Raw genomic sequence first — 26,267 nt, forward strand, 5'->3', positions numbered from 1 at the left:
CAGGTCTTGATTATTGACGACCACACCAGCGAGCTCTGGATGGGTAGTGACCCCGCGGCAAGCGATGCCGAGGCGCTCCAGATGACGTCGCACGGCACTTGCTCGCATGGCGGCCTACCCCGGTTATCTGGCCATTTTGGGGTCGACTCTAGGAGCTCGTCAGTTCGCGTGCGCACCGAATGGACGATGTGCCGGGCGCGAGGCGTCATTAGTCCCTATTGGCTCATTATTCTGCAGATGGCCGGTAGCATCAAAAGTCCCCATGGCTTGCGTTTCAAAATACGCCAATCTCTTCGCATCCAATTCAATTGCACCACTCGGTACCCCTTCCCCTCTTTCATAGTTTCACGATCACGAAACTATCCGAGCCCACCAGCGTCCCAGTATTGGAGAGCGTTCGCCAGCTCAGGACTCTCGACAACGAGCACGCGGCCGCGAGTCAGCCTCTACAGCCAAACTGTGCTCATTCTGCAGACGATCGTGCATCGTCTCGCAGCGAATCAACATCATTGTTGCGGGTTCCTCATCCGCATCGGCTACGTCAGCCTCTGCGGCGCTGCGCAGATAGACTTGCCGGGAGACAATGGCGACGATCACAATGATGACACCGACGCAGAAGGCCCGGGCCAAGAATTGAAGATGTCGCGTCATGGAAATTGCCGGATAGCAGGAGTAGTTGGGTGGCGAGACTACACCAGGATGTCGCGGCGTGATGCTACGCCCGTTGCAGGATTGACAAGCGGCCCCATTTCGCCATACGAAGGCGGGACCGCGCCGCCCGTGACACCACATCGGGCCTGCATGCCAAAGACGATCGCGCCCCTACCGCGTGGCAATTACTGGGCCACGCCGCACGCGCCCTTTCCGCTGGACAGTCCGAACGGCCATGCCGAAGTCTTCCCCGGCGCGCATTGCGTCAGCGACGGCAAATGGGTCGTCTTCTATAAGCACGGGGAAGAGGTTTGGGCGTGCAATGCCATGTATGCCGCGGCCATTTCGACTTGGCGCCTGCCTCCAGGGACAGAGCGCCGACGGCGGACTGAGCGACTGGCTGCGACCGCAGCCGGCTGGCCTCTCAACCAAACATAACACTCCAGCCCACAGCAAAAAAACGCCGATCTGGCGTTATGTCAAATTGGCTCTGCTTGTGAAGCAAGCGGAACCGCCAGCGTCGGTTTGCAGAATATTGTTCCCGGATTTTGCAGAATTTTGTGCCTGGCCCCATGGGCCCGGCTAATGGGCGCGACTGCGAGGCGGCCAGAGCATGGCGGTAGCCCCCTCCCACCCCGTCCGCGTGGCCCCGACTTGGCACCGTGATCGCGCGGCACCCCCTGACGGCAACCGTTCCCGGCTCCGCAAGCCGTAGTGCGCCGCCAGCAACGGATCGAGCCGTTGGCAAAGGAACAAAATTACTCAAAACGTCGGCCGGAGGAACAATCTTCAGCAAAATTCCTTGGCATAAAATTGTTCCCGGCGCCTCGGAAACGGCCACCTGGCGGGCGACCAGCAGGAACAATATTGTGCAAACCGACGCCGGTCGGATCCAGGCCATCCCGAGCCCTGCGCCCCAACTGGGATCACCCGATGTCGCTGTATAGGGGATAAGCCAAAACGACTTGGCGACATGAGGAAGCGTCTTGTTCAGCATGACACGTGACATAGGTTTCGCGAGACGCCGGACATCCAAGGTTTTTCCGCCATTCCATCTGGCAGCCGCGTTTTTATGATGGCGCTACACCGGTTTATTCAGTTTCCCTGCAGTCTGCCGTTAGTTTGTCTGTGAATAACTTCCCAATGCATTACCGTGAAACACAATCCTGCTAATAGGAAGCCCCAAGTACTTCGTGGGCGAAGCAACCGAGGCCGACCGGTGCGTCCCCGACGACCGCGTCGAAAACCGCTATTTGGCGTACCCCCGCTGGGCTGTCCATCCTTATCTTGATTCTGTCTACCGTGACGTATTACATCGGGGTCGTGTATCACGATACTCGGTTGGGCGTATACGGAATCGACTGGAAGATGTTTCGCGTTGATAGACTCGACTACATCTATTTCGGCATTGCCGCTACGCTTAGTGTGCTAACCAACGGTCTGGTAGCCTTCGGCAAGGAATGGACGTACATGGTTATCCTAATGTCATTTGGGACTGGCATAGCGCTGCTTGTTCTCGCACTTGACTATTTGAGCAGCAAGAGCAAAGCGCTTCGGAATGGCGCAACCCGGGTATTTGGGAGCAACGCCAAGATTATTGCTTTCATCGTGGTCTGTGCCACGATGTTCCCAATGCTGATGTTTGGCCCCATCTTTCTGTTGGCATTAGGACTGGTTGTTCCAGCCGCCCTTGGAGATTTCGCTGCCATGCGTCAAGTCGCCGAAGAGCGGGCCGCGATGGCTGAAGGATGTCCCGTACAGAGTGGCCGTGTGCGATGCATTGAACTGGTAGCAGATGGAAAAACGCTAACAACGGGATTTGCTCTAGAGGTTAGCAAGGAGAGGGTCGCTATACATGACGGGTTGGCGACGTCTATATGGAGCATGAATGGACGGGAATTAATTGGAGCGAGTCCTCGGGCAATCGAGGCAATGAAGGTGAAAATTGCTGGGCAGAGGGAAGAGTCGTGCCTCTCAAAGCCGGAACGAGACTGAAAGATACATACCCGCTCATTTAGCGAGCGGAGCGCAGCGCCTCGCGTGATGCCGTGATTTAATTCGCGATAGTTGGAGAGATCCAATTTCAAGCAAAAAATGACGGCAATCACCCGGAGAGACAAAGGGCGAACTCATTCCAATGGCCGGCAGAGCCCCCGATTTTCAGCTCCGCGCGACCCTTGGCCAGGACTTGAACGACCTGCCCCTCCATGTGCACTAGGCGCTGCTAGCGGACTTGGCGGCGGGCTTGCCTCGCGCGTTATACGAGCGCGCCGGCGTGACGGTCGGGCCGCCTGGCCGGTACAGGCGCTATAGCTGGATAGGATAGTGGCCAGTGTGCGGGTAGCCTCGAGCCCTCGATAGCGAAAGCTCCATCAAGCTCCGCTGCTGTATATTTATACAGGTATCATATCCGCAGCCCGCGGCGACGAAGAAAGGCAAAGCAAGTGGCGGAAACCGGCTTAAGTGACTCGTGTACCACGTTTAGCTCACGACTTTGAGCGCTCTCGGGCTTGACTGCTTAGCGTCGCCTCGGCCGCCAGGTTGGCGGCCGAGGCGACTGAAGATGTTCGAGCCTGCGATGTTAGAATTCTCCAAACAACAAGGAATTCAAGACGGACGTTGATGATGACAAACGAGCGTAAGCATCTCGCCCGCACGCTTTTCCAGCTCCAAGTGCACCGATCTGATGGCTTCGCATTCGAACATTTGTTCGGACGGGTCATGGAGTATTCGCGACCTGGATTTTTGAAAATCAAGCCGTACGGCAACCAGCGAGACCGCGGAAACGACGGCTACGAAAAGGCTGTTGGCAGGTACTTTCAAGTCTTCGCGCCCGAAAACCCTACCGCCAGCAAGAGCGCTGCGATCGCGAAGGCAGCGGAAGACTTCAAAGACAAGCTGCTGCCGTACTGGGGCACATTCTGCGTCCCACGCGAGTACGTATTTGTGTTCAACGATAAATATCGCGGCACCGTCTTCGACATCGAGAAAACTCTGGCCACGATCAAAACGGACCATAGCCTTAACGCCTGCGAAGCCTTTCTCAGCAAGCATTTGGAGCAAGAGTTTATTTGCTTGCCTGAAGATCAAATCTGCATGATTGTAGGCGGTTTACCGACGTGGGATTCGTTGGAGGGCCTTGACTACACCGTCCTGGGAGAAGTCATCCAGCATATTCAAAACTCTCCGCCCCAGAGCGCTCCGACAGGCAAAAAAATTGCACCGGATTTCGAAGAAAAAATCGAATTCAACGGACTCGCCGAGAACGGCGATTGGCTGCGAGCAAAGCAACGCGAGACATGGCAGATCGATGACTATTTGAGTCGAAACAGCGATTTCACCAAGCAAGCACTGCGTGACTTTCTGGCTGGGTTCTATGCGGAGAGCATTGTTGCAGTCAAGGATGACCAAGGTGAATCAGGCGTTACGCTCGGTGACCTGCGATTCGCGTTTATCTTGAATCGAGTTGCGCCTCAAACCAACAATCCCGCTGCAGATCGACTGCGGCGCGACGCTGCTTTGGTTCTCATGGCGAAGTACTTTGAAGCCTGTGACATTTTCGAGGAACCGAACAATGTTGCTTCCTGACAAGCACATTTCTTTTGCGGAGTCCCTGCTCGGTCTCGGGGCTTTCGTCATGGAAAACGTCTCTCAACCGATCACAGTCGACAATCTGTGGCGCGCTTTTCAGCGACAAGCCTCATGCTATCCAGCCTTCCAGACGTTCGACAACATGGTGCTGGCTCTCGATGCTTTGTTTGCGCTCGGACTTATTCAGATGAATGACGCTGGTGAACTGCATCGCCACCGCCCGGAAGCGGCCTTATGCGCCTAATCGAGCTTACATCGAATAGAACCACCTTTAAGACCGTCAAGTTCAATCGGACGGGCGTGTCGCTCGTCATTGGCTCGCGGAAAGATCAATTGCATGGCGAGGACGACAGTCGATCCTATAACGGCGTTGGAAAGTCCCTACTGATCGAAATCATTCATTTTTGTTTGGGCTCCAGTACAAATACGAGCTTTCGCCAACATCTTCCCAGTTGGGAATTTACGCTGCGCTTTGAGATTGGACAAACCGCTTATTCTTCATCGCGTAGCACCGACAAGCAAGGCACCATTTCCCTGAACGGGCAAATATTGAAAGTCAAGGCCTTCAACGAACTACTAGGGAAGCTTTGCTTTCATTTTCCTGATTGGGGTGGGTCGCAACTTAGTTTCCGTTCACTACTGCCGCGCTTCATTCGGCGATCCAAAGCTGACTATAACGATCCAAAAATTACCTCATCAGATCGAGAGCCATATACGGTCTTGCTACGGAATTTGTTCCTGCTTGGGATAGATATCTCTTTGGTTGAAAACAAGTACTCACTTCGCACTCGACAGTCTGAGCTGGAACTTTTTGAGAGAAACTTCAAGAACGATCCTTTCATTCGAGAATACTACACCGGTAGCAAGGATGCGTCGCTGCAAGCAAAACATCTTGAAGAGCAAATTGCAAGGTTTGAGAGCGATCTAGCGCAGTTCGCCGTCGCGGAGGATTACTATCAAATCGAGAAAGAAGCAAACGATTTGACGGGCCGTCTCCGTGCGCTAAAAAACAAGAGAGCTGTCGTGGAAAACGCTCTTTCTAACGTTCAGAAGAGCCTCGAAGCACGCGCAGATATTCCGCGCGAGAAGGTGCTCGCTATGTATGGCGAACTCCAAAGAGCATTTCGCGACGAAACTTTGAAGCATCTGCAGGAAGTGGAAGCGTTTCACTCGCAATTGCTGACAAATCGCATAGCCCGACTCGGCCAGGAACGAATGAGGTTGGAGACGGAGAAAAGGAATCTTGAGTTGGAGATTCACCAACTTAACCAGTCGGTGGACGCCAAACTTAGGTATCTATCGGATAAAAGGGCGTTGGATCAATACGCTGCAGTAAGCGCGCAGCTGTCTGACTTGCGAGCTAAGTTTCATAAGCTACAAGATTACCAGCACTTACTACATAAGAGTCGGGAAGACGCCGCGTCCATTCGAATAAAATTGGCCGAAGAAAATATCAAGACCAATGCGTATCTGGATGAGACATTTTATGAAACGGAGTCACGGCTCAATGTTTTCTCGTCTCTTGCGAAGCGCTTCTATCCTGACGCGCCGGCGGGTATAACACTTCAAAACAATATAGGCGACAATAAAACTCGCTATGATTTTGATGTCCGGATAGGAGGTCTGCTAGACAAGCCCCTATCCCGGTCTAACGCAAACGGCCGACCTTCTGCACGATATTTCGTTCTTCACGACACAAGCGACAACGTCTGTGCAAACATCAAACGTCTAGCGAGCGCTGATTTGCCGACGGCGCCATGGAATCGTGTAGAACGCTGGAAAGATTACAAACAAGCGCACATGTTCATCACGCGGGACGGAAAGACGGTGCGCCCCCAAGAACGAGATTTCTCGGTTCCTTGGCGTGCGACGAGACTTGAGAACAAGGTTGTGGGCGAAAGATCTAAGGGGATTTTTCTGCACGTTGAGAGTGTTCAGGTCCGTTCGGTAGAGTTAAAGCCAGGTCAATCACCTCTAAATGACAAAGGGAAATGTATAAACGACAGAATTTCCCAATCTCCCGGGTTTACCGACGCACAGTATGACCGATTGGCACTTGCTTATATCAATGCCAGCGTCCGCGCAGGGGAGTGGTTAGTGCCCGCGTTTCACGTCGCAATAGATCGTAACATTGGCGGCGGACACGACGACCCTCGCAATTTCGATCTTTCCCGTTGGGGAACCTTCATCTGCCACCGATTAGTGGCAATAGGCGACAGTTGCTCGTAAGCGCTCATGACGTCAACCCAAAATATGTCTCCGTTTAATCTTCGAAGCTGATCGGAGCTACGTGCAAGCGCATTCATCGACGCTGTTTGGATTGCACGTCCGCCGCCGACGTATCGATTTTCCGCCGATCGCGCGTTGCGTTCGTGCCCGGCATGCGCATAAAACTTGGCTATACCGACGATAAAAAGAGCTTCCTTAGCTTTAAACCGAGCAAGTCAGTGTGTCAGGTTGGTTGGAGGTTGCTGTATGCGGTTCATCGAACCACCCCCATCGGCCGCGCTGGGAACCCGGCAATCCGGGGTTGCCTCCAAGGCGACTGGGCTCGCGAGCCGGCGTCGCAAATAGCACCAACGCATCCTGACTGGCGATGACGAGGTCATTTGTTGAGGCGCGGAACGGTCATGAAGCGGTTTGCCGGCTTTTAGCGCGCGTCTCTGGTTCACGCCCTGTTTTCCCCGTTTTTTTCACCAATGAGGTTGCCCTCCGCGATTAAAATCGTCTATACCAAATACTACCTTTCCGTGCAGGAGCCTTCATGCCGACCCTCTTTCAAGAATGCCTCATTGCGATAGCGAAGGGACAACACCAGAAGTATCACGAGATGAACGAGGATAATCCAATCCTTGCCGAGCAAATCCGTCAGTACTGGGAGGATCTCGGCAAAACGTTTCTAGGAACGGATGTGTATTGGTCGGCGGTATTCGTGAGTTGGTGCGTAAAGCGAGCCTCGGAGGACGCGGCGGTGGCACCCGTGGGGTTTGTGTTCGCGCGTCGACATTCTCAGTTTTGTTTCCGGGCAATCAAGAATGCCCAGGATGGGACGGGATTTTTTTGGGGGCGAAGAATTGAACAGTACGCTCCGAAAGTTGGCGACATTATCCAAAATAATCAACCTGGCGAGCACTTCGACTTCGATTACGCCGCCGCACACGAAAAGTATGCTTCGCACTCGGCCATCGTCGTAGAAGCTTCGGATAGCGAAATAGCAACGATTGGGGGTAATGAACACAACTCAATTGGAAAGGTCACAATTCAATTGGATTCGCATGGACGCATCAAACAAAGGAATAGCCAGTCCTTCATCTCCATTGTGGAATGTGCCTTATGATGTGGCCGCCCATTCTTCCTCGGGCCAACCCCTCCGATACAAGCATCAATGCCCAATCGGAGCGAAGAAAGAAAGCGCTGCGCCCAGAAACTAGCTGCGCACTGCGTGCCGCCAGGCAGAGAGGTAGTTGACGGCAAGCGAGATAAGAAGGGCCCAACAAAAATGTGCTAATGAAAGCCATTCGATGTTTAATAGGACTGGTTTCAGACTGCGTCCGATATGTTTATCCGACTAGTAATGCTCACTGCTGGTCGGAGACTGCGGTACAGAGCCAGAAGCCGGCAACCCAGAGCACGAGCACAAGCACCAAAGTGTCCACGGGCGAGGCGGTTGTAGGCAGCGCCAGTTGCATCCAAGCTCAGCGGGGAATGGCGCAGGGCTGCCAGGCGAATCACGAGCCAGTGGCGACTTGAGTTTAGGCTGCACAACAACGGCGAACGTGGTCAAACCGTTGGGAGCCAGACAGTGTGATCACCACTGGAGATTGCAACAGCGGTGTCTTGTCCGTTGAAGGCGGACGGCTTGGCATAATAGTGGCAGGGGTTGGAAAAATCCTCCCGCGGATGTCAATTACGTACGACTGAACGCAGATATAAGTGTCTGGGTGTCAGCCCCCATCGCTGGAACAACGGGGGTTCGCTCTGGTATTCGACAGCTCATTGACGCCCAATATCTCAGACGTTATGGTCGAAATCAAATGCGCCACGCGAAACATGGTGGTTATTTTTGCCGTGTCTGCTCAGCTAACTGATGATTAGCATAAAATCTGTAGACTACGACCGCGCGCATCATATACGGCCAACGTCGCTTGTGATCCGGCTTCCCATGACAGTCCTTCGATGCATACGCATTTAGTTGGGCTGAGATGGCATCGCCGCTACTCCTTGCCTTTCCCAGCGTGCAGTTTGCCGTGACAGGAGATGAGTTGCGAATCCGTGAATTGATAATAACGTCCTCGATTTTTCCATTAGGTTGCCCGGCGACCTTCCGGTAAGAGGGCCACCAATATTCCTTCAACCATGCATTGATGAGATAAGCCTGCCCCTCCCTGGTTCTAAGGACGAGGCGCATATTGTGCCGAAAAATTCTCCAGTCTTCTTCGTTGGTTTTGTACTTTCTGTATATTCCACAATAGCGATCCCCAGCATATCCATGCTCGACGTATCCAAATGGCTTTCCGTTCAGATCAATAACAATTACGGTCGAAGGCCTGTTGCAATGGCCGCCGTCCGCGTAAAGCCGGTCGAAATTGATGCCTTGAAGCTGATAGAACCGCGTCGCCTGTGGCAGGGAATCTCCTCTATCTTTCTTGATGAAGGAGAAGAAATCAGCGAGAGAATCGCTGTCAGCATGGGAAACACCAATCGCGCCCTTCGAATAGCTCATTAAACGTTTTCCGTCTGCGCCAATGACGCCCCCCCAGTTCTTTCCGGCAGGGTCGTCCGGTAGTCCATCAGCAGGCTCTACTCCCCATTCCGCCACCGCCAGCGCCAGACCGACTAACCCCAAGTCATTGATCGCTTTAGGATCGGATGGCTTCGCCACGTATGCGTCAACAATGCCCTTAATGTAACTTGCCTCAAGTTGCCTGGCACTAGGATCATCATCCGCAGTTTGGCTCCACCCACCTTGACGCAAAAACCCATCCAAGAGGTCGTCATTGATGGGCTGACCGGGCGGCTCGACCATCGGCATTCGAGCATAAGCGACATTGGCAGATGAGAGGATTGCGATGCAAACAATTAAGCGGAGCGGCCGTGCGAAGCCCCAGCTGCCTGAACCTTCATGCATAGGTTCCTCCTCCGTCGCTGTCCTTTGGTTCATGGCCACTGGCGTAGCGCCCTACGTAAGCGTGGGTGTGGGTGTCGATAGTAGTAGTCCATCGCTGGCGCATTTTCAACCTCGCGGTCTTTCGCCACCCTGGCAATCCAAGCCTGAAACGGCGGATTCTGAGTTGGCGATGTTCGTTCGTGTCGATTTGCCGGTGGCGCACGTGCGTAACGGCATCAACGATGGAATATCTCTTGGAAAGAGCTTGCTCGGCCTGTTCTCTACGCTTAACCAAAGTCGTAAGCGTTGCACCAGCACCGTATGTTCATGAGAGTCCGAAGACGCGGTCTAATTCCCATCAGAATCTGGTAGGACAAGATGAAATAGAAATCAAGGCGCGGGGTCGCCGGTATGGCTCCACGAACTGCACAAAAGAGTTCCACACGCAGGTCGTGGCAGAAGCACGAGACCCGACACGCTCGCTGTCAGAAGTTGCCCGCGCGCATGGCCTGAACGCAAATCTCGTGTCGAAGTTGTGGCGGGATCAGGAGCCAGCCGCGACATCCGCGTTGGCTCCGGCCGATTTAATCCTGCCCGTGCACATGACGTCGCCGCCGGCGGCGGAGCCGATCGACCGGGCTTGTCATCGCATGTCGTGGCGCGCGCGTGTGTTTCGATGGCAAGCCTGAGTGTGTTGTTCTACGGCTTCTGCTAGCGAGCTTGGTGGGAGGGGATCTGTGATGCTGGGCCTTCCCGCCGGGACGCGGGTGTGGGTGGCTGCTGGCGTGATGTCAGCGCCAAGGGAGGCTTGAGAAGCGATCCTCGTTGCCCTGCTTGCGCAAAACAGATGGCGCAAGCAGGGCAACGGCCATTCACACCTCGTCACCTGCCAAGCGTTTTTGGCGCAAATTGCAATCGTTCTTGGCCCATCTTGAGTGGGTTGGGCCGAAGGACCGGCGCAGGCATTCACCTGATGCAGGAACAGAATTCACGCCACTCACACAATCAAAGCATGGTATTTTGACATTTAGCGAGATTCGCATTCAACTGTAGTACCCGTGTAATGGATACCGAATATCTATCGAAAATCAGTTGCTGGGCTTCACTAGCGCTCCTACCTTTAGCTTGTTCATCTTGGATCAAACTTTGAACGGCGGCTCCATTCATGTTCGGCTGCGGCTTTCCTTCACTAGCCTTTAATTTGTTCATATATGCAACCAGATCATTCTCTGATGGATTTGATCTAGGCGCTGCCTTGAGTGCAGTCCGAAGGCGGGCCGTTACCGCATTGGCCTGTATGAGTATGGAATTTTTGGCATTTACACCGGCAAGCCTATCGTCATCCTTTCCAGCATAGGCAATTGTGTTTTGTATATCATTATCCGAGACGCCGTTTGCAGCATTTATCACGCACATGAGATTGGTCACGGCATGATCATATGCGACAGACTGGGCCGTAAGATTGTACTGTTTGTCGACAGCGTAACCCGCGCCGCTGACCCCCACACCTGTGAGTATTAACGCCGTCTTTTCGTATATCGCTCCAAATGTTGCGGCCAAAGCGCCTAAAAACGTTGCTGTAGACACATAACTCTGCTGCTGGTCAACCAGGTTTCCTGCAGTCAGAATGTCACCGAGGTAATCGTTCAGCGCTGGAATAATTTCTGTCTCAAGGCTCTTGTTGGAGTTCATGTGGTACGCTACCGAAAATGGTTGCCGGGCTTTCACGTCGCGAGATGGATTTGGGTTAAAGACCGCCAACCCGCTCTCACCCGTGTTATGCGTCGCACAGCCTGGCAGAATAGCAATGCAAAGGCCCAGAAAAGCTGCATACGTGCCACGAAAGTTCATATTATTGTGTCGTTTCTTTTTGTTTAAAAAATACAAGTATATGTAAAATGCTTCAGTAACCCTACTCACTTGCGGAAATAATGATGCCATCTATGATTCGCTGAACATTTCCGGGCAAAGCATTCGTGTTCGTTCATACAAATTATCAAGAGCATATTCTGAAGCTTTTCCGTCGGCGAGTTGGTAAAAGCGCTGGATATTCGGGGCGTGCTTTAATACCGATGAGCAAGCAGAGATTCGGAGCCAAGATACATCACACTCATCGGAAAGATGATATCTTGTAGAAACTTCCGAGAGCCGCCTTTGCGCATCCTCGCGACTTAATGGAACGCGACACCCTTTCGGTTGAATTCGATCTTTAATCCGCCTCGGAGCTCCTTCTAGCGCTAGCGCGCCTACTTGGTCGGCATCGCTAAGGTCCGTGTGCCGGAACTCGATGATTTTCATTCTGCTGATGGGATTGTCAGGTGTTCCAGCTACCATGTTTGTATTACCCCCCGCAAAATGCCAAAGACTTTTTCGATAAAAGTTCGTTCTTTCCTCTTGAATATCACTGGGTTGACCGGGATCAGCTAGGATGGTCCAAAGCGGCGTTGTCCTGTTCTTGAAGGCAGGACTACTTTCCCTGAATGGGAGCGACGCATCGACTTTGATGATTAGCGCGTAGTCCATGTTTTCCGTGATCGGAGATTTTTCCGTGCCACTTACCTTGTTCGTATACGGGCTTATAAGATCACGAAGAAATATTTGCGCCAGAGATTCTACGCCGCTATTATCGGTCACTCCTCCGTCAATCAGGTGGACGTATGTGTAATCGAGAACGTTTCCATTCGGCGCTTTTACTGTTAATGGTAAAGGACCTAGCCCTGGGAAGGCACCGGATGACGCTACTGCCAATGACAGCGGCATATCCTCGTAATCTAGGGAAGCGGACCCCGGCCCCTGAATAGCGTCAAAGCCCTCGGGTACCAACGTATTGAGGAGTTCAGGAGTGGCCTCATGGAAGCTCTCTGCATAGGTCGAGCGCTCGATATTCGAAAACATACGGGCGGATAGCGAAGACTGGTCGAGAAGCGATAACTTTGCTTTTCTCTCTTTCAACTCAAGAATGTCTATTATAAGTTTATCAGTGCGTAGCTTGAAAGTCGCGGTCGGCAAGGTACTCATCACGAATTTTCGACCTGTATCGTAATGAGTAGCATTGAAAATCATTACGGGCGACCTTCCGGAGGCCTCCTTCTGCGCCAATGAGCCAAATGTTTCCCCCTTCAAGAAATCACTCTCGAGGCTCCGCTCGAGCAGTTCGATCGGTGTTCTTGTAAAGATGGTGGCGAATAATCTCCACCCGATGGCAGCCTCCCAATTCTCATTCATTTTCGAGTGAAATTGGCTATAGAACGATTGCTTAGTTGCGTTCCAATCAGGCCCGTTGAGTGAGGCATCCCTCTTTGTCGAATAGTAGGAAGCAGCAAAGCCGCCTCCAGATACGCTGGATATATACTGCACGGTATCCATGAAGCTGTACTGGCGGGTGGGAGCCATGGCTCGGACCGGCAGCGCCGAAAGGAGGTCTATAACATATGAGGAATACAGTGCAGATCTATTGCCACCACCTGACAAGGCCAGACCAATATAGGGGGGCGGGGTCTTTTCTCGAAGCAATGGCGGAGGTGTGTTTGTGTCGACTGGCACCTCTTTCGTAGTGACCTCCACGGAGGCGCAACTTGACAGCATGAAAATTACCCAGATTGCTGCAGTATGCATTTGGATAGGCGACATTAGATGCCCTTTATTTTTATTGAGAAGCATAGATAACAACCGCGATGCGCACAAGCGAGGATAGGGCATTTCTTGCCTCCATAGAGATGGTGCGATCCGAATTGCAGGGGGGATGTTGGGTGTGACTGGTCAGAGAGCCTTGTCGCTGAAGGCTTTCGGGGAGGCGCCAGATTACCGAGATGGACCCGGGGGCCTCCATTCCCGGAAGCGCACTCGGCCTAATCTGACACGGGGGATGCTCATGGCTGTCGTTAAAGCTGCAACACCTTCCATCATTGGACAGTGACCTTTCTCGTGAAAAAGCTTTGATTCCCTGCTCACCATGGCCACCATGGCGCATCCATCAACACCTCGCTATGCGACGGCTCCCTTCTCCTACGACCCATGTCTCTACCTGTTGCTGTTCTTAACGTCATTACCGCGGCATTCCGCTCACGGGCAAATCTACCCGATTTGACATACAAGGTGGGTTGCATCAGACCAACACCCCACCGACTACGGGTGGCAGAGCAGTCGGCGTTCGGCTGCTGCTGAGTCCACGTAACCCGCTCCTCTCATCCCTTAAACTTGGACCTCAACAATACAGACGAGAATCATGAAAAAAGCGGGTCGGGTCAAGACATGGCATACAGACAAGGGTTTCGGGTTTATCGACGTCCGCGCGGACACGAAGACGTCTTCTTCCACGTCACGGCGCTACAGACACGCACCGTGACGCCTAAGCTTGGCGACCGCGGGAGCCTCGAGTTCGGCAAAGGGAAGGACGGCCGGGTTCAGGCGTTGAACATCGCCATAGTTGGCGCACCGAAGCCGCAGTCGGACGCAAACCTCTTGCCGATTTTTGCCCGTCTGGTGGCCCTGGAGTTTATAGCCGGCGGCGCCTTTGCTGGTTACTTCCCTCGACAGGCGGGCATGGTCAGCCTCCTGGCCAGCATGGCCCCTGACCAAGAAACGCCCTTATGCGCTGCAGCGCATAAGGGCGTTTCTTGGTCGCAGGCCCTCTTCACGCCGACGAAGCAGTGAGTGGCTCAAGAAATCGGCGAGGCGGGCCATCAATACGCGTGCCCCCCAGTTGCTACATGATGAGGAGGCAGCATCCATACCTCCGAATTTCTTTATGTAGGTCCAAAGGCGCACGCCATTACGGCATCCGGATGCTTTCGGCCCACGCGGTCACGTTTGGAGCAGGCCGCTTACGCAGCAAGACGCCAGATTCCCTTCAACCACACTAAAGAACGCTTAGCCAATTGCACGGTCTTGGACCCACAAGACCTCGTTACAGAGTACGGCGCGAATTTTTCCTCGACCAATGGCTTCGGCGAGTTTGTCCTTGGTGATGCGGAATTTTTCAACGTGGCGGACTGCCTTTATTGGCTTCCCGAGATATTCAACTTCCTCTTCAGTGAGGCCAAACTCTCTTGCTTCTCTCACCGGATCGCTTAAGGCGGCCATTCGCTGCCGGGATTCGGCTAGGATTTCGCCCCTTAGCTGAGCGACGCGCATCTTTACATATAGCGCCTTTGCCGAGGGCTGGTTCCAATTGCTGTCAGACAGCGCCTTGGCCCACAAGCCTTGCTTGATCATTGAGTTTGCCAGTTCAGCAGCGACAAATTCATACAGCAACTCATCCCTCGGGCGGGGCGCGGGGTCGTGGCCATGCAAGAAGTTGAAGTTGTTCATGGGCTTCTGAATCAATGTGAATGCCTACTGACACCGCTCCGGCATGTAGGAGCCGCTTCACCGCATCGCACTTAATTTCATTCGGGTAGCAACGGACCGCGACGGTGTCACCTTTATGTCATCAAAAACGTGACAGCGATGCTCGCGCATGCCGCCGCTGTATTGATCGTAAAAAGGCTGGCGTCGCCTTGACATCCTCCATATGGATGGCGGGGGTCAGGAAGTTGGCAGGCAACTATGTCGGAGACTACTGTCGCTGCCGTCATCCGGTTTGGAGGCGGCCGTAGGCGTGCCTGCTCTTCGTCCAGTTTTTCGCCTGCCTGGCGCCTCCTGCTCAGTCGACGCCGGGCCTGGGGGCGCCACCCGCGATTCTGCCAGCAGCTGGCGCGCCAGGGCGCTTCGGCCTCGGCCCGTTCGGCCGGCGCTGCGCCGCGCCCAACTCTGCCTGCACCCGCGTCCAGGTCGTGCGCCGCTGCGCGCTGAGTCTGCTCGGCGCTTGCAAGCCCATCGGCGGGCACCACATGCAACGAAAACAAAGGCATACCTACGTAAGCGCTTTTTTTTTCGCTTGCCGGCGACCTTCCAACTCAAGGCGCCCACTTTTTGCCATTTACGCCGCTGCCTCGGCACCTCGCTTGGCGCCCCGATCCAGCGAGATTGAATGCCGCCCCGTGCTGCGCTGTCAAACCTAACGAACCATCATTTCACGCACCGCTCCCCCCGAAACGTCACCCATCGGTGCGGACACGAACATTTCCAGCCTGCACAAAGGTTGAGCCAGCCGCGGCGGGCGACTAAGCTCGAAAGGCGCGTCGACAGCAAACGTGCCGCGCTCTTCTCTGTTACTCCAATGCGGCGCACGTAACCCCATGGCTGATATGGCAAGCGTGGCCGGCGCGTCTGGGGCGCAATCGGACGTCGAGCCTCCGGCCACCGCGGGCCCATCTGAAAACGGTGCATCTCCATTTCGCTTCGATGCGCACGGGACCAGGTCCGCGTTCGCGGATGCCAGAAGAGGCCAACTCTTTAGCCATGTCAGCGCGGACCATGCGACGATCTACCGCGCGATTATGGATGTGTTCGCGAAGGCGAAGGCACAGTATCGCCTCCAACTTCGTCCCGACGAGGTTCTCACCGAGATCGCCCTGCCGGCCGGTATTGCCCGTCCGGACATCGATCAGCTCACCCAGCACCTAGACGCGCTGGTGCGCTGGGGAAACCTCGAGGCCCAGCAGGACATGGCGCGCTGGTCCTCCATCGCAGATTTCAAGCGCAACTACAAGATCTACCGCCTCTCAAAGCCCGGCGAGGCCGTCGAGGCGGCCTTGCAGCGCTACGACGAAGTCCTTCGACAACGCGCGGAGCTTCAGACGGTGGCTCTCGCGGATATCGAACAACTTTTGCGCGCCCTTGTCGCCCTCACTAGTAGCAAGGAGCTGGATGCAGACAAAGTACGATCGACATTGCGAGAGTTGACGGGTGTGTTTGCCACGATGACGGAGAACGCCGCCGCCTTCATGGCTGGCGTGGATCGGCACCTTAACCCGAGCGACGTCGAGGTCAACAACGTCGAGCGTTACAAGAAGCAACTGATCGACTACCTCGAGCGGTTCGTGAGCGACCTCGCGCGCCGCGGTGACACCATTTCCGATCTCATCCAGGCACTTGATAGCCATATAGAGAGCATGCTCTTCGCGGTTGCAGAGCGCCTGGCGCCAGACGCCGCACCCGACGCCGAGCAAGACGCTGAGCAAGACGCCGCCCGTCGCACGTGGGAATCTACTGACGCAGTCCTCGCCATCCGGCGGCAATGGAAGGACCGATGGACTGGCCTGCGTGGATGGTTTGTCAATTCCAACAATGACCCATCGACTGCCGACCTGCTCCGCCAGAAGGCTCGGTCAGCGATCCGTCAGCTTGCCATCGCGATCAAGGAGATTAATGATCGCCGCACCGGGCGCAGCGACCGCTCCACCGACCTGCGCACACTAGCAGCATGGTTTCTCTCATGCGATAGCGAGACAGACGCACATCGACTTGCGCGGGTGGCTTTCGGTTTGAACCCGGCCCGACACCTACCGCTGGACACGGCACAAGAGGAATATGTCCCGCCCAGCACCCCGTGGGCTGAGGGACCGGCGCTCCGGATCTGCCCCCGTCTGTATCAGTTGGGCGACGGCCCACAGCGCGGTCAGTTGCCAGGTGTCAAGGATCGTTCCGCCGATCGGCGGCGCATCCAGCAGTTGATGGAAGACGAGTCGAATCAGGTTGCGGAAGCGAGGCGCCGTTTTGCCACGGCGCTACCAATGCGGCTGTCTGAGCTTGGCGCCCTGAATACCAACGAATTCGCCCTCTTCCTCGCACTGCTAGGCGAGGCGCTCGACCACCAAATCGGCCCCGACGCTCCCACCGACATCCTGACCGGCGATGGATCACTGCTCGTGCGGCTTGAACCGCTAGGTGCGGACACTCACGCTGAGATTTCAACACCAAGCGGTACGCTCGCCGGCCGAGACCACCTAATCACCATAACACCTGCCTGGTCATGACCGAGGAAGACAACGTGTCTGGCGCCGACGCGCCCGCCCCCTCTGAAATCGCCGCGAAGCCACATGCCTATGAGCGCGAGGAAATGCGACTCGCCATGCGCGCTATCCTGATGACGCCGTTGATGTCCCCGGATCATGACGAATTCGGGCTGGTGCGACGGCACGCCAAGAGTTTGCAGGAGTTCTTGCGCCGCGAAACAGGCTGGGATCTGAGGGTGTCACCGAATGGCGCGAGACTGCGCAAGATACCCGCAGATTTCCAAGACGGGACTCGAGGGATTCCCGACTTTGACCGCCGGCGCTATGCGATTTTTTGCTTGGTCTGCGCGATTTTGAATGGGTCGCAAGCGCAGATCATGCTTCAACATCTAGGCGAGAAGCTGACCCTGGCAGCATCCGACGAAGCGCTTACCGCCCGCGGATTCGTCCTGAAACTAACCTCCCGTTCCGAGCGGCAGGACCTGGTCACGGTTCTCAGGACCCTGCTGACCCTAGGCGTACTCCAGCGTGTAGACGGCGACGAAGACAAATACGTCGCCGAGCAGTCCACCGAGGTGCTGTACGACATTAACCGTTGGCTGCTGAACGAAGTCATTACCGCGGTGCGCGGTCCGTCGACGGGCATTCGGGACGCCATTTCGACCGATGAGCGTGTGGAGTGGCTCGCGAAGGAAACAGTCTTCGACAACGAGGACGCGCGTCGCACGGCGATGCGCCATCACCTTTCACGGCGGTTGCTCGACGACCCGGTGATCTACTTTGCTGACCTTGACAAGGAAACCCACAGTTACCTCGCCACCCAACGCGGCCTGATGGCGGCCCGATTGTGCGATGCCATCGAGATGTCCGCCGAGCAACGCATGGAGGGCGTCGCACTCGTCGATGAACGCTGTCAGATGACAGATCTGAAAATGGGCGGTGACGGCACGATTGGCCATATCACCCTGCTTGTTGCCGAGTACCTTTCCCAGAAACACATTCGGGCAAGGCGCGACACGTACGAACTGGCTGCTTATTCGGCAATAACGGACATCGAAGACTTCGTACGGAGTTGCATCCCCACACACGGCTCACATTGGCGCAAGGAGGCGCGTGAGCCCGGCGCTGAACGATGGCTCGCCGAGGAAGCCCTCGAACGGCTTGAGAAACTGAAGTTGGTGGGGAAAGACGGGGAGCGAGTCTTCCCGCTTCCGGCCATTGCCAGATTCGCCCTTGGGACACCTAAAGTCAGCAAACCCGCCAGAACGCGAGCCTATCGATGAAAGATACCGACCACACTGATCCCCGGCACGACGATGAGATCCCTACGCCGACGATGTCCCGCTGGCAACCGATGCGAATCGGTCTCATTGACATTTACCTATACGACAATGAAGAGTTCGCTTTCTATGATGGCAAGCTGAACCTTCGCGGACGCAATGGTGCCGGCAAGTCGAAGGTCTTATCGCTGACCATGCCGTTCCTGTTCGATGGCTTTCTGATGCCCAGCCGGATGGAGCCTGACGCGGACCCCGGGAAAAAGATGCTGTGGAACCTGCTCCAAGGGAGCATCGACCGCCGCATTGGGTATGTCTGGATGGAATTCGGGAGGTTACGTGACGGCGATGAACCCGAGTACGTCACGTTGGGAGCCGGATTGTCTGCGGACAGTCGCCGGCCCAATGTGGACCATTGGTTCTTCATGATCGATGCCGGCGTCGCTGGGAGGGTCAACGATGACCTCTCCCTCATTGGCAACGGCAATCGTGCACTCACCAAAGACGGGCTGCGAGAGGTGCTGGCTTACCGGGGGCGCGTATTTGATACGACGCAAAGCTACCGCGACGCGGTCGATGAGCGTCTGTTCGGGGTGGGCACGACGCGGTACGACGCCTTGATGAATACGCTGATTCAGTTGCGCCAACCGCAACTGAGCAAACGCCCCGATGAGCAGTTGCTCTCCAATGCCCTCACCCAATCCCTTACGCCTCTACCAGCCAACCTCGTCAACGACGTATCTGAGGCACTGGTATTGCTTGATGAGCACCACGACGAACTTGAGAAATTCAATGAGCTGCGGAGGTCCGTGGCAAAGTTCGAGCGCCATTATCGTACCTACGCCGGCATGCAGACCCGGCGCAAAGGAAGACTCCTTCGTCAGGCCCATGTGGACTTCCAGACGGCAAGTTCTACCCGCCACGCCGCCACTGACCGGGTGAGCGCCGCGATCGCAGCCCAGGCCCGCGTGGAGATTGAACTCACCACCACCAATTCAGAGAAGGAACGACAGCAAACTCGCGTGAACGTCCTACGAGATGATCCAGCCAACAAGGATTCCTATCGGATGGCGATGGCTGCGGAGGATGCGGCAGAGCGCCGGAAGGCAAAGGACGAAGCCGCAACCGAACTCGACGAACGACGCCGCAAGCTAGACGCCTCCCACACGGTTGCAGGCGAGCGAAAAGACCATTTTGACAAGATGGGGCACCAGATTGCCGACATCCGGCACGACGTCACACGCATTGCGGGTCTTGCCGGCGTGAGCCGAGCGATTGCGAACAACCGACTCATCAGCAGTGAAGCGACGGATCTGGTGGGGGCCGATGACGCCGCGATCCTTGCTGCGAAGACCGCGCTCTTTGCCGAAACCGGCGTGCGGCGCAGCCAGATTTCGGAGATGCGCCGAATGCATGGCGTCGTGAACACCGCGCAGAACAAATTCGAGATGTTTCGAGATCTCCGCCACGACAAGGAGAGCGCGAAGAAAGCCGCGGAAGAGCGCCTCTCACAGGCCGACAATGAACTGGACGCTGCCTCGGACGACCTCCTCGATGCGTGGCAACGCCATTTTGTAGGGCTGCGTCGGATTAAGGTGGACGTTGATGGCAACATGGAAAGACTGGCGGAGTGGATTCAGCGGCTAGAGGAAAAGAATCCCTGCCTGACTGCGCTCTTGTCGGGACAGCAAGAAGCTGTCGAACAGATTGCCAAGGAAGAGGCGGAAATCAAGCTCAAGTGGCTGGCGAACGAACGCTTGGCTGCCGACTTGCAGGGCGAGCGAGAAAAGTTGGTCGCCGGCGTTGATATCCCTCCTCCCCCACAATACACCCGTGACTATGAGGCTCGCTCAGGCCGACCTGGCGCACCTTTCTGGAAGCTTGTTGATTTCAAGCCGAAGGTACGGCCGGAACAACGCGCCGGAATCGAGGCAGCGCTGGAGGGCTCAGGACTACTTGACGCGTGGGTCAGCCCTAACGGCGCGATCACGGACGCCGAAGGCAAGGTTTTGCCTCTGGACGCCAACTGGAGTCAACGGTCGTCGGTCGCACAATCGCCATTGAAGACCCTTCTCGCACCGAGCATCCCGCCGGAATGCGACGTGCCGACGGCCGTCGTCGAGCGGTTACTCGCCGGAATCGCCTGTTCAGACAACGATCCCGGTGGTGAGGCGTGGCTCTCGCCCAGCGGGCGGTACCGCCTTGCGTCGCTGGCGGGCGCATGGACGAAACCCGCGCCTGCCTATATCGGCACGGCGGCAAGAGCCCAGGCACGGGCAGCGCGTCTTTCCCTCATCGATGAGGCTGAAAAGGAGCTTGGTGCCGAACGAACTTCGCTGCGCGAACAGATCAATACGGCTGTCCAGGAACAGGAGCAAGTCAGGAAAGAGCTCGAGGACATCCCCAGCGATGTCGGGCTACGCCGCGCACATCTGGCGGTGAAGAGCGCCACGGAGAGCCTGAACAGCGCAAAGGCGGAGTTTTCACGTGCAGATACCGACTGCCAAGAAGCCGAACGTAGGTTGCAGCAAGCCGTTAATAGGCGGCTGGAAGCCGCGACGGACATGGGCCTCCCCGTCGAGCCGTCGGGTCTCACGGCCGTCGAGGATTCCTTGACCGAGTTGGATCCGAAATTCCATGGGCTTGACCACCTAGTGTACGGGATCCGACAGGCGTGGCGGGATTATGAAACTGCCTCACGCCATGAAGACGATTGTCGCCAGGAATTCGCCAAACAGGAGGCGATCCTCGCGCAATGCCAGATTGACGACACACGCGCGGAAGCCCAACTTGCGGTTCTGCGGGAAACGATAGGCATGCGTGTTGATCAATACGAAGAGTTGATTACCGCGGCGAGGCATGCTCTCAGCATTGCTACTGACGCCTATAACGCGGCAAATGCCAAACAAGTTGCGGCGGCAAAAGAGGAAGGTGCTGCGAACGAGGCGCTCACATCCGCTGAGACCCAGGTGAAGGAGGCGGCAGACAATCGGTTTCGGGCCATCGATGCATTCAAGCAAGTTGCGGAGGCCGGTCTGATTCCTGCAGCGCTCCCTGCCATCGACATTCCCGATCTCACGCGGCCATGGGCGGTCGATGCAGCCTTGGGCCTCGCGCGCAAGGCCGAGCAGGAATTGAGCAACCTCGAAGACACCGACGAGGCGTGGAGGCGTTCACAAAGCGTCATCAATACCGAGTTTCGCGAATTGGATCATGCGCTCAATGCACTCGGTCATGAGGCCCACGGCACCCAGTCTGATTCAGGCATTTCGGTAAGGATTGTCTTCCAAGGGAAGGAGGAACAGCCGCACGCTCTGCTTATCCTTCTGGATGAGGAGATTGTGAGGCGCGAAAACCTGCTGAGTGTGCGCGAGCAAGAGATCCTTGAGCAGCATCTCAAGCAGGACATCGCCATCGAGATTCATCGGCTGCTTAGGACCGCCGAAAAGCAGGTGCATGAGATCAACAGGGAACTGGACAAGTATCCGACCGCGACGGGAGTCAAGTTCAAGCTTCAGTGGGAGCCGACCAAGGACAACGCCGGCTCAACGGCGAACTTCGAGCGCCTGCGTACAATCCTCCTCCAAAAAAGCGCAGAACTCCTAACAGAAGACGAGCGCAAGGAGATCGGGGATTGGTTCCTCCAGCGCATCAAAGCGGAGAACGAGAACCCGGACTCCTATGGCCAAAAATCGGCAGACCGGCTCGCAAGAGCACTGGACTATCGTCTCTGGCACCGCTTCCGCGTTCAGCGCTCTCAAAACGGCGGATGGAAGTCGATTTCCGACCCGGCATCCAGTGGAGAACGGGCACTGGGCCTGACTGTGCCGATGATTGCGGCCGTGGCCAATTTCTACAACCAGAGCGCGGGCCAACTCGCCCCGCGATTGATCTTGCTGGATGAGGCGTTCGCCGGCATTGACGACCACGCGCGTGGGGACTGCGCCAAGCTGATCCAGATGTTCGATCTGGATTTCATGATCACCAGCGAACGTGAATGGGCATGCTATCCAGCGTTCCCAGGCGTATCGATCTGCGAACTGCAACGGGCGCCCGGCGTGGATGCGGTCTTTGTCTCGCGTTGGAAGTGGGATGGAAAACAACGGCGACAGGTTACCGGGCGTAGCAATCCCACGACGTTGCAATGACTGATGCGCCCTCTCCTCGCCTTCACAACCTTCTCGGTGGCGATGACCGGGCGTCGCTACGGGCGCGCCTGCGCAGGGTCTTCGAGCGCGAGCGCCCCGAAGCACCCATTGCAGGCGTAGTCAATCTGAGGGGACTCCCCCCTGCCCATATGGAGACGCTCCGCCTGATTCTCGGGCGCCCGTACCGGCATGCCGACTCCATTTCCTTTTGCCTCGAGGACGTCGACTGGGCATTACACCGAGCCGGGCTCGCGCCAAGCCTGCGGATTGCGCTCGAAATGTTGGATGGGCCAATCGTCAACAAGGAAAAGGCCCGCACCGACGAAAGGCTCGCGTGGGAGGGTGTGGCCGACAGTTGCCAGGACCCGCCCCTGCAAAGATTTTTGGAATCCAGCCTGGGGCGCGGACTGATCAAGCGCTTGTCAACGCGAAGCCCGGAACGTGCGCGAATCCTCTGTCGCCATGCGGCCGAGGTCCTCCAGAGGCTACCCCTGAAGGGCGTGCCACTTGCCCAGTTGGCGGCCGAGACCCACGGTGATGCCCACGCACTGGATCGCAACAGGCCAATCGCGTCCCTGGTCCTCGCCGTGTTACGCCAGTCGTCCACAACACCCGACGACGAAAATGACGACACGACCCGCACCGCCGACGAGGTGGCGGAGGAGCGCGCGCGCGATACCTGGGCCCGCGCCGGCGTACTGGTCAACGAGCTGGCCCGGCCCGCGCTATGCCTGAACCTCCCGATGCGTCCCTCCGACAGGAGCAGATTCATGCGTGGCGAGCCCGGCTATCTGACCCTACGCCAGCTAGTGCGTAATCCCGAAACATGGGAAGTCGCGGGGATCGCCGTTTTCGTTTGCGAGAACCCAGAGGTCGTTACCATCGCGGCCAACGCCCTTGGTGCATCGTGTGCCCCGCTCGTCTGCACCGATGGCATGCCGGCTGCGGCGCAGCGGCATCTTCTCACCAGCCTCAAGCGTAGCGGCGCCGACTTGCACTACCACGGCGACTACGATTGGGAAGGCATTCGTATAGGTAACCACGTCATGCGGGCGTATGGCACGAACGCCTGGAGATTTGGTGCCGCAGAATACGAGCGCGTGGTTGCTGCGACCCGCGACAAGGACTTCCCCGCCACCGGCGAACCTGTCCTAGCAACCTGGGAGCCGGAATTGACCACGATGATGAAGCTCCGTAGTCAGTCTGCGCCGAAGAGCGTGTCGTGGAGGATCTATTGGGCGACCTGGCGGCGGGATTCCGCACCTAGGCGGAAAAAGGAGTTGGTATATCTTAACGTGCCGCCTTAGACACTTCTAAATGGAGGAGGCTTGCTTGTAGCGGCGCCGTCGGCATACTTGTCGTGCTCGATTGTGCATCCGGTAGATCTAGTGGCAACAAGAACGAAATTCGGGAACACGTGGTGGGGCGAACGCTGGCTAAACGCCCTGCAGCATATTGACCACGAGAACCGGTTGCCGCGCGGCCGCGCCTACGTGCGAAACGGCGCCGTGACCTCCATGGAGGTGTCCGGTAGTTCGGTCACCGCACGCGTCCAAGGCTCGCGCGTCGAACCATACAAAGTCAAAATCGACATCCCGCCCTTTCAGCGCGCGGATCGGGACAGCCTTTTTAAGGCCATTGCCGGCAACCCGGCGCTCATCGGGCGGTTGCTTAATCGTGAAACTGGACCCGGCGGTACTCGGGCTCAGCCAAAAGGAAGGCATCAATGTCTTCCCAACCGGGTGGCGCGATCTTCGGATGACCTGCTCGTGCCCGGATTGGGCGGTCCCCTGCAAACACCTGGCGGCCGTTATCTACGTCCTGAGCGCCGAGATTGACCGAGACCCTTTCTTGGTGTTCAGCCTTCGCGGGCTGGATCTGGTCAGTGCGCTCGATGATTGCCGGCTCAGCATCCAGAACGAGGTGAACCGGCCAGTGCCCACGCTGTCCGATCTGCTACCTATGGCGGCGCCAGTACGTCGAGGGGAAAAGCGGGAGGAGCAGGCGCAAGTCACCGAATTCAAACCGATCGATTGTTCTTCGATCCCTGACCTGCTCGAACCGCTGAGTCGGTTGCTGCCCGAGCATCCAAGTTTCTCTTTTCCAAGGGGGATTTCCGGGAAGCGGTCCGCAGCCGTCTCGCTAGGGTCGCCAAGACTGCCGCTAAGAACCTGGCCGGCGAGAGGGATGAGGACGATTACTCGCCGATTCTCCCCTACGACAAGCCACATATCCGCCAAGGCCTGGTGTGGCCATCGACACTTGGTGCAGCGATGAGCGGAGTGACTCGGGCCACCGCGCCGTCGGATTTCCTGGGTGCATTAGCACGTATTGAGGCAAGCGACCTACCCGACTACCAGCCGGAGGTGGCGGCCTTTTATCAACTCCGGCTGGTGACCTTGCACCTGCTTAGCAAGGGAGCGGTCACACCCCAGATCTATGCCCACACCAATAACGTCGCAGGGGTGCGATGGTTGCCCGCGATCGCGGACGAGCAGGTGAAAGGTGTAGTTCACGCCGTGGCACTGCCACCGCGCCTACTTACCGTCGATGGCCAGTCACGCCCACGGAAGACGGTGGAGCGGTATGCAGGAGCCCTGCACCTATGCTCCGTATGGCTCACGCACTATGTCCGCACATGGGCTGGCTCGCCTAACGGCGACATGATCCTTGGGCTGTTCTTCACTGACAACTACGCCCACTTCGACCGGCCCGGCGAGGGCGCTATCCCGGGCGCCATTCAAACCTCCCTCTCCGCCTTCCATCTCGCCGAGCGGCGATTCTCGCCCGTCCTGCGGGTGGACGATATCGGGGCGGGCTTCACGGTCGACATTGACGTCCAGGACAGAGAGCACCCGACCCGGGAACCAACAGCCTTGGCAACCGTCATCGCAGACAATCAATGGGGCAAGCACCGCTATGCGGTTCTGCAGACAATCTCTGTGCTCGACCAGCACTGCCCTCCCATCAACGACTACGTACAAAGGGAGGCCAGGACGCCGATCGCCGTGTCCTCGGCGCAGTTGCCGTCATGGCTGAATGACACGCTGCCCGTGCTGCGGCTGATGGGGATTCGCTCGCTTTTGCCGAAGGGAATGGAAGCGCTGTTGCGGCCGAAGCTCTCCATGCGAATTGCCGGGCAACCGCCGAGTACCGTCAGTTGGTTCCGGGCTGACGACCTGTTCTCGTTTGACTGGCAGATCGCAATCGGCGATCACATTCTCGGCAAGCGTGAGTTCGAGCAGCTCGTGCAAGGCGCGAGTGGTGTCTTGCGGATCAAGGACGAATACGTTTATCTGGATCCCAAGGAACTCGCCAGCCTAAGCGCTGCCCTCGCTGCGCCCCCGAAGGTGACAGCTCCGGAACTTTTACGCATCGCCATCGCCGGAGAGCTTGATGGCGCGGCAATCGCGCGAGACAAGAACGCCGAAGCGATCCTCCGAAAATTGCAGGATATCGAGCCATGCTCGTTGCCTGACGGGCTGGAAGCACAACTGCGCCCCTACCAGGAGCGCGGGTTCAATTGGCTCTTTCGCAATGCTTGCATCGGCTTCGGGAGCGTCATTGCGGATGACATGGGACTGGGCAAGACCCTCCAGGTCATTGCCGCGATTCTCGCGCTCAAGCAGGTTGGCGCGCTCGATGCGGCCAAGGC

Annotated in this window: 17 protein-coding genes; 12 read left to right on the top strand and 5 right to left on the bottom strand. The window is 56.6% G+C overall.

Translation table 11 applies throughout. The annotated features are described in order from the left end of the window. Window positions 1–405: 405 nt before the first annotated feature. Window positions 406–651 (bottom strand): hypothetical protein, encoded by a 246-nt coding sequence (locus MKD38_RS28210; protein WP_018003930.1) that lies wholly within the window; start codon window positions 649–651, stop codon window positions 406–408. 1,302 nt (window positions 652–1,953) lie between these two features. Between MKD38_RS28210 and MKD38_RS28215 the strand changes: the two genes are divergently transcribed. From MKD38_RS28215 to MKD38_RS28235, 5 genes are all read left to right on the top strand, one after another. Then, window positions 1,954–2,646, top strand: a complete 693-nt coding sequence (locus MKD38_RS28215; protein ID WP_240074690.1) for a hypothetical protein — start codon at window positions 1,954–1,956, stop codon at window positions 2,644–2,646. A 627-nt stretch (window positions 2,647–3,273) separates the two neighbouring features. Next, entirely contained in the window at window positions 3,274–4,239 is a 966-nt protein-coding gene (locus MKD38_RS28220) for an ABC-three component system protein (protein WP_012354424.1), read from the top strand. Continuing rightward, a complete protein-coding gene (locus tag MKD38_RS28225; RefSeq protein ID WP_018003931.1) occupies window positions 4,226–4,486 on the top strand; it encodes an ABC-three component system middle component 6 in 261 nt (86 codons plus the stop codon). The genes MKD38_RS28220 and MKD38_RS28225 overlap by 14 nt, the downstream gene beginning before the upstream one ends. Beyond that, a complete protein-coding gene (locus MKD38_RS28230; protein ID WP_012354422.1) occupies window positions 4,477–6,471 on the top strand; it encodes a hypothetical protein in 1,995 nt (664 codons plus the stop codon). The genes MKD38_RS28225 and MKD38_RS28230 overlap by 10 nt, the downstream gene beginning before the upstream one ends. 535 nt (window positions 6,472–7,006) lie before the next feature. Next, window positions 7,007–7,579 (top strand): DUF2272 domain-containing protein, encoded by a 573-nt coding sequence (locus MKD38_RS28235; RefSeq protein WP_012354420.1) that lies wholly within the window; start codon window positions 7,007–7,009, stop codon window positions 7,577–7,579. Between the two features lie 720 nt (window positions 7,580–8,299). Here MKD38_RS28235 and MKD38_RS28240 read toward each other — a convergent pair. The 3 genes from MKD38_RS28240 to MKD38_RS28250 form a co-directional block, all read right to left on the bottom strand. Next, complete coding sequence (locus MKD38_RS28240) at window positions 8,300–9,370, bottom strand: hypothetical protein (protein ID WP_145987452.1); 1,071 nt, start codon at window positions 9,368–9,370, stop codon at window positions 8,300–8,302. A gap of 984 nt (window positions 9,371–10,354) precedes the next feature. Continuing rightward, entirely contained in the window at window positions 10,355–11,041 is a 687-nt protein-coding gene (locus MKD38_RS28245) for a hypothetical protein (RefSeq protein WP_145987451.1), read from the bottom strand. Window positions 11,042–11,290: 249 nt separating this feature from the next. Continuing rightward, on the bottom strand, window positions 11,291–13,048 hold the full coding sequence (locus MKD38_RS28250) for a patatin-like phospholipase family protein (RefSeq protein ID WP_012354415.1): 1,758 nt from the start codon (window positions 13,046–13,048) through the stop codon (window positions 11,291–11,293). 552 nt (window positions 13,049–13,600) lie between these two features. On the opposite strand from MKD38_RS28250, the gene MKD38_RS28255 reads away from it, so the two are divergent. Further along, the gene (locus MKD38_RS28255; RefSeq protein ID WP_181924291.1) at window positions 13,601–14,002 is read left to right on the top strand and encodes a cold-shock protein; all 402 of its coding nucleotides are present in this window, start codon (window positions 13,601–13,603) and stop codon (window positions 14,000–14,002) included. 216 nt (window positions 14,003–14,218) lie between these two features. On the opposite strand, the gene MKD38_RS28260 is transcribed toward MKD38_RS28255, so the two are convergent. Continuing rightward, a complete protein-coding gene (locus MKD38_RS28260; RefSeq protein WP_012354412.1) occupies window positions 14,219–14,659 on the bottom strand; it encodes a hypothetical protein in 441 nt (146 codons plus the stop codon). Window positions 14,660–15,528: 869 nt separating this feature from the next. On the opposite strand from MKD38_RS28260, the gene MKD38_RS28265 reads away from it, so the two are divergent. From MKD38_RS28265 to MKD38_RS28285, 6 genes are all read left to right on the top strand, one after another. Further along, window positions 15,529–17,208, top strand: a complete 1,680-nt coding sequence (locus MKD38_RS28265) for a TIGR02677 family protein (protein ID WP_020384426.1) — start codon at window positions 15,529–15,531, stop codon at window positions 17,206–17,208. Continuing rightward, window positions 17,205–18,470, top strand: a complete 1,266-nt coding sequence (locus MKD38_RS28270; RefSeq protein ID WP_012354409.1) for a TIGR02678 family protein — start codon at window positions 17,205–17,207, stop codon at window positions 18,468–18,470. Before MKD38_RS28265 ends, MKD38_RS28270 begins: the two co-directional genes overlap by 4 nt. Beyond that, window positions 18,467–22,612 (top strand): TIGR02680 family protein, encoded by a 4,146-nt coding sequence (locus MKD38_RS28275; RefSeq protein WP_012354408.1) that lies wholly within the window; start codon window positions 18,467–18,469, stop codon window positions 22,610–22,612. The genes MKD38_RS28270 and MKD38_RS28275 overlap by 4 nt, the downstream gene beginning before the upstream one ends. Continuing rightward, window positions 22,609–23,919, top strand: coding sequence for a TIGR02679 family protein (locus MKD38_RS28280; RefSeq protein ID WP_012354407.1), 1,311 nt, complete (start codon window positions 22,609–22,611; stop codon window positions 23,917–23,919). Before MKD38_RS28275 ends, MKD38_RS28280 begins: the two co-directional genes overlap by 4 nt. Window positions 23,920–24,370: 451 nt before the next feature. Then, on the top strand, window positions 24,371–24,889 hold the full coding sequence (locus tag MKD38_RS31160; protein ID WP_081712770.1) for an SWIM zinc finger family protein: 519 nt from the start codon (window positions 24,371–24,373) through the stop codon (window positions 24,887–24,889). Beyond that, on the top strand, window positions 24,886–26,267 hold a 1,382-nt coding region (locus MKD38_RS28285), incomplete at its 3' end, for an SNF2 helicase-associated domain-containing protein (protein WP_277343137.1). The genes MKD38_RS31160 and MKD38_RS28285, both read left to right, overlap by 4 nt.

This window comes from Cupriavidus sp. WGlv3 (genome assembly GCF_023952475.1).
GTDB lineage: Bacteria > Pseudomonadota > Gammaproteobacteria > Burkholderiales > Burkholderiaceae > Cupriavidus > Cupriavidus phytorum.

Coding starts and splice junctions, on each gene's coding strand:
- MKD38_RS28265 (WP_020384426.1), top strand. CDS start 15,529: ATGGCTGATATGGCAAGCGTGGCCGGCGCGTCTGGGGCGCAATCGGAC.
- MKD38_RS28225 (WP_018003931.1), top strand. CDS start 4,226: ATGTTGCTTCCTGACAAGCACATTTCTTTTGCGGAGTCCCTGCTCGGT.
- MKD38_RS28210 (WP_018003930.1), bottom strand. CDS start 651: ATGACGCGACATCTTCAATTCTTGGCCCGGGCCTTCTGCGTCGGTGTC.
- MKD38_RS31160 (WP_081712770.1), top strand. CDS start 24,371: ATGACCTGCTCGTGCCCGGATTGGGCGGTCCCCTGCAAACACCTGGCG.
- MKD38_RS28230 (WP_012354422.1), top strand. CDS start 4,477: ATGCGCCTAATCGAGCTTACATCGAATAGAACCACCTTTAAGACCGTC.
- MKD38_RS28255 (WP_181924291.1), top strand. CDS start 13,601: ATGGCATACAGACAAGGGTTTCGGGTTTATCGACGTCCGCGCGGACAC.
- MKD38_RS28235 (WP_012354420.1), top strand. CDS start 7,007: ATGCCGACCCTCTTTCAAGAATGCCTCATTGCGATAGCGAAGGGACAA.
- MKD38_RS28245 (WP_145987451.1), bottom strand. CDS start 11,041: ATGAACTCCAACAAGAGCCTTGAGACAGAAATTATTCCAGCGCTGAAC.
- MKD38_RS28250 (WP_012354415.1), bottom strand. CDS start 13,048: ATGCCCTATCCTCGCTTGTGCGCATCGCGGTTGTTATCTATGCTTCTC.
- MKD38_RS28240 (WP_145987452.1), bottom strand. CDS start 9,370: ATGCATGAAGGTTCAGGCAGCTGGGGCTTCGCACGGCCGCTCCGCTTA.
- MKD38_RS28275 (WP_012354408.1), top strand. CDS start 18,467: ATGAAAGATACCGACCACACTGATCCCCGGCACGACGATGAGATCCCT.
- MKD38_RS28270 (WP_012354409.1), top strand. CDS start 17,205: ATGACCGAGGAAGACAACGTGTCTGGCGCCGACGCGCCCGCCCCCTCT.
- MKD38_RS28280 (WP_012354407.1), top strand. CDS start 22,609: ATGACTGATGCGCCCTCTCCTCGCCTTCACAACCTTCTCGGTGGCGAT.
- MKD38_RS28220 (WP_012354424.1), top strand. CDS start 3,274: ATGATGACAAACGAGCGTAAGCATCTCGCCCGCACGCTTTTCCAGCTC.
- MKD38_RS28260 (WP_012354412.1), bottom strand. CDS start 14,659: ATGAACAACTTCAACTTCTTGCATGGCCACGACCCCGCGCCCCGCCCG.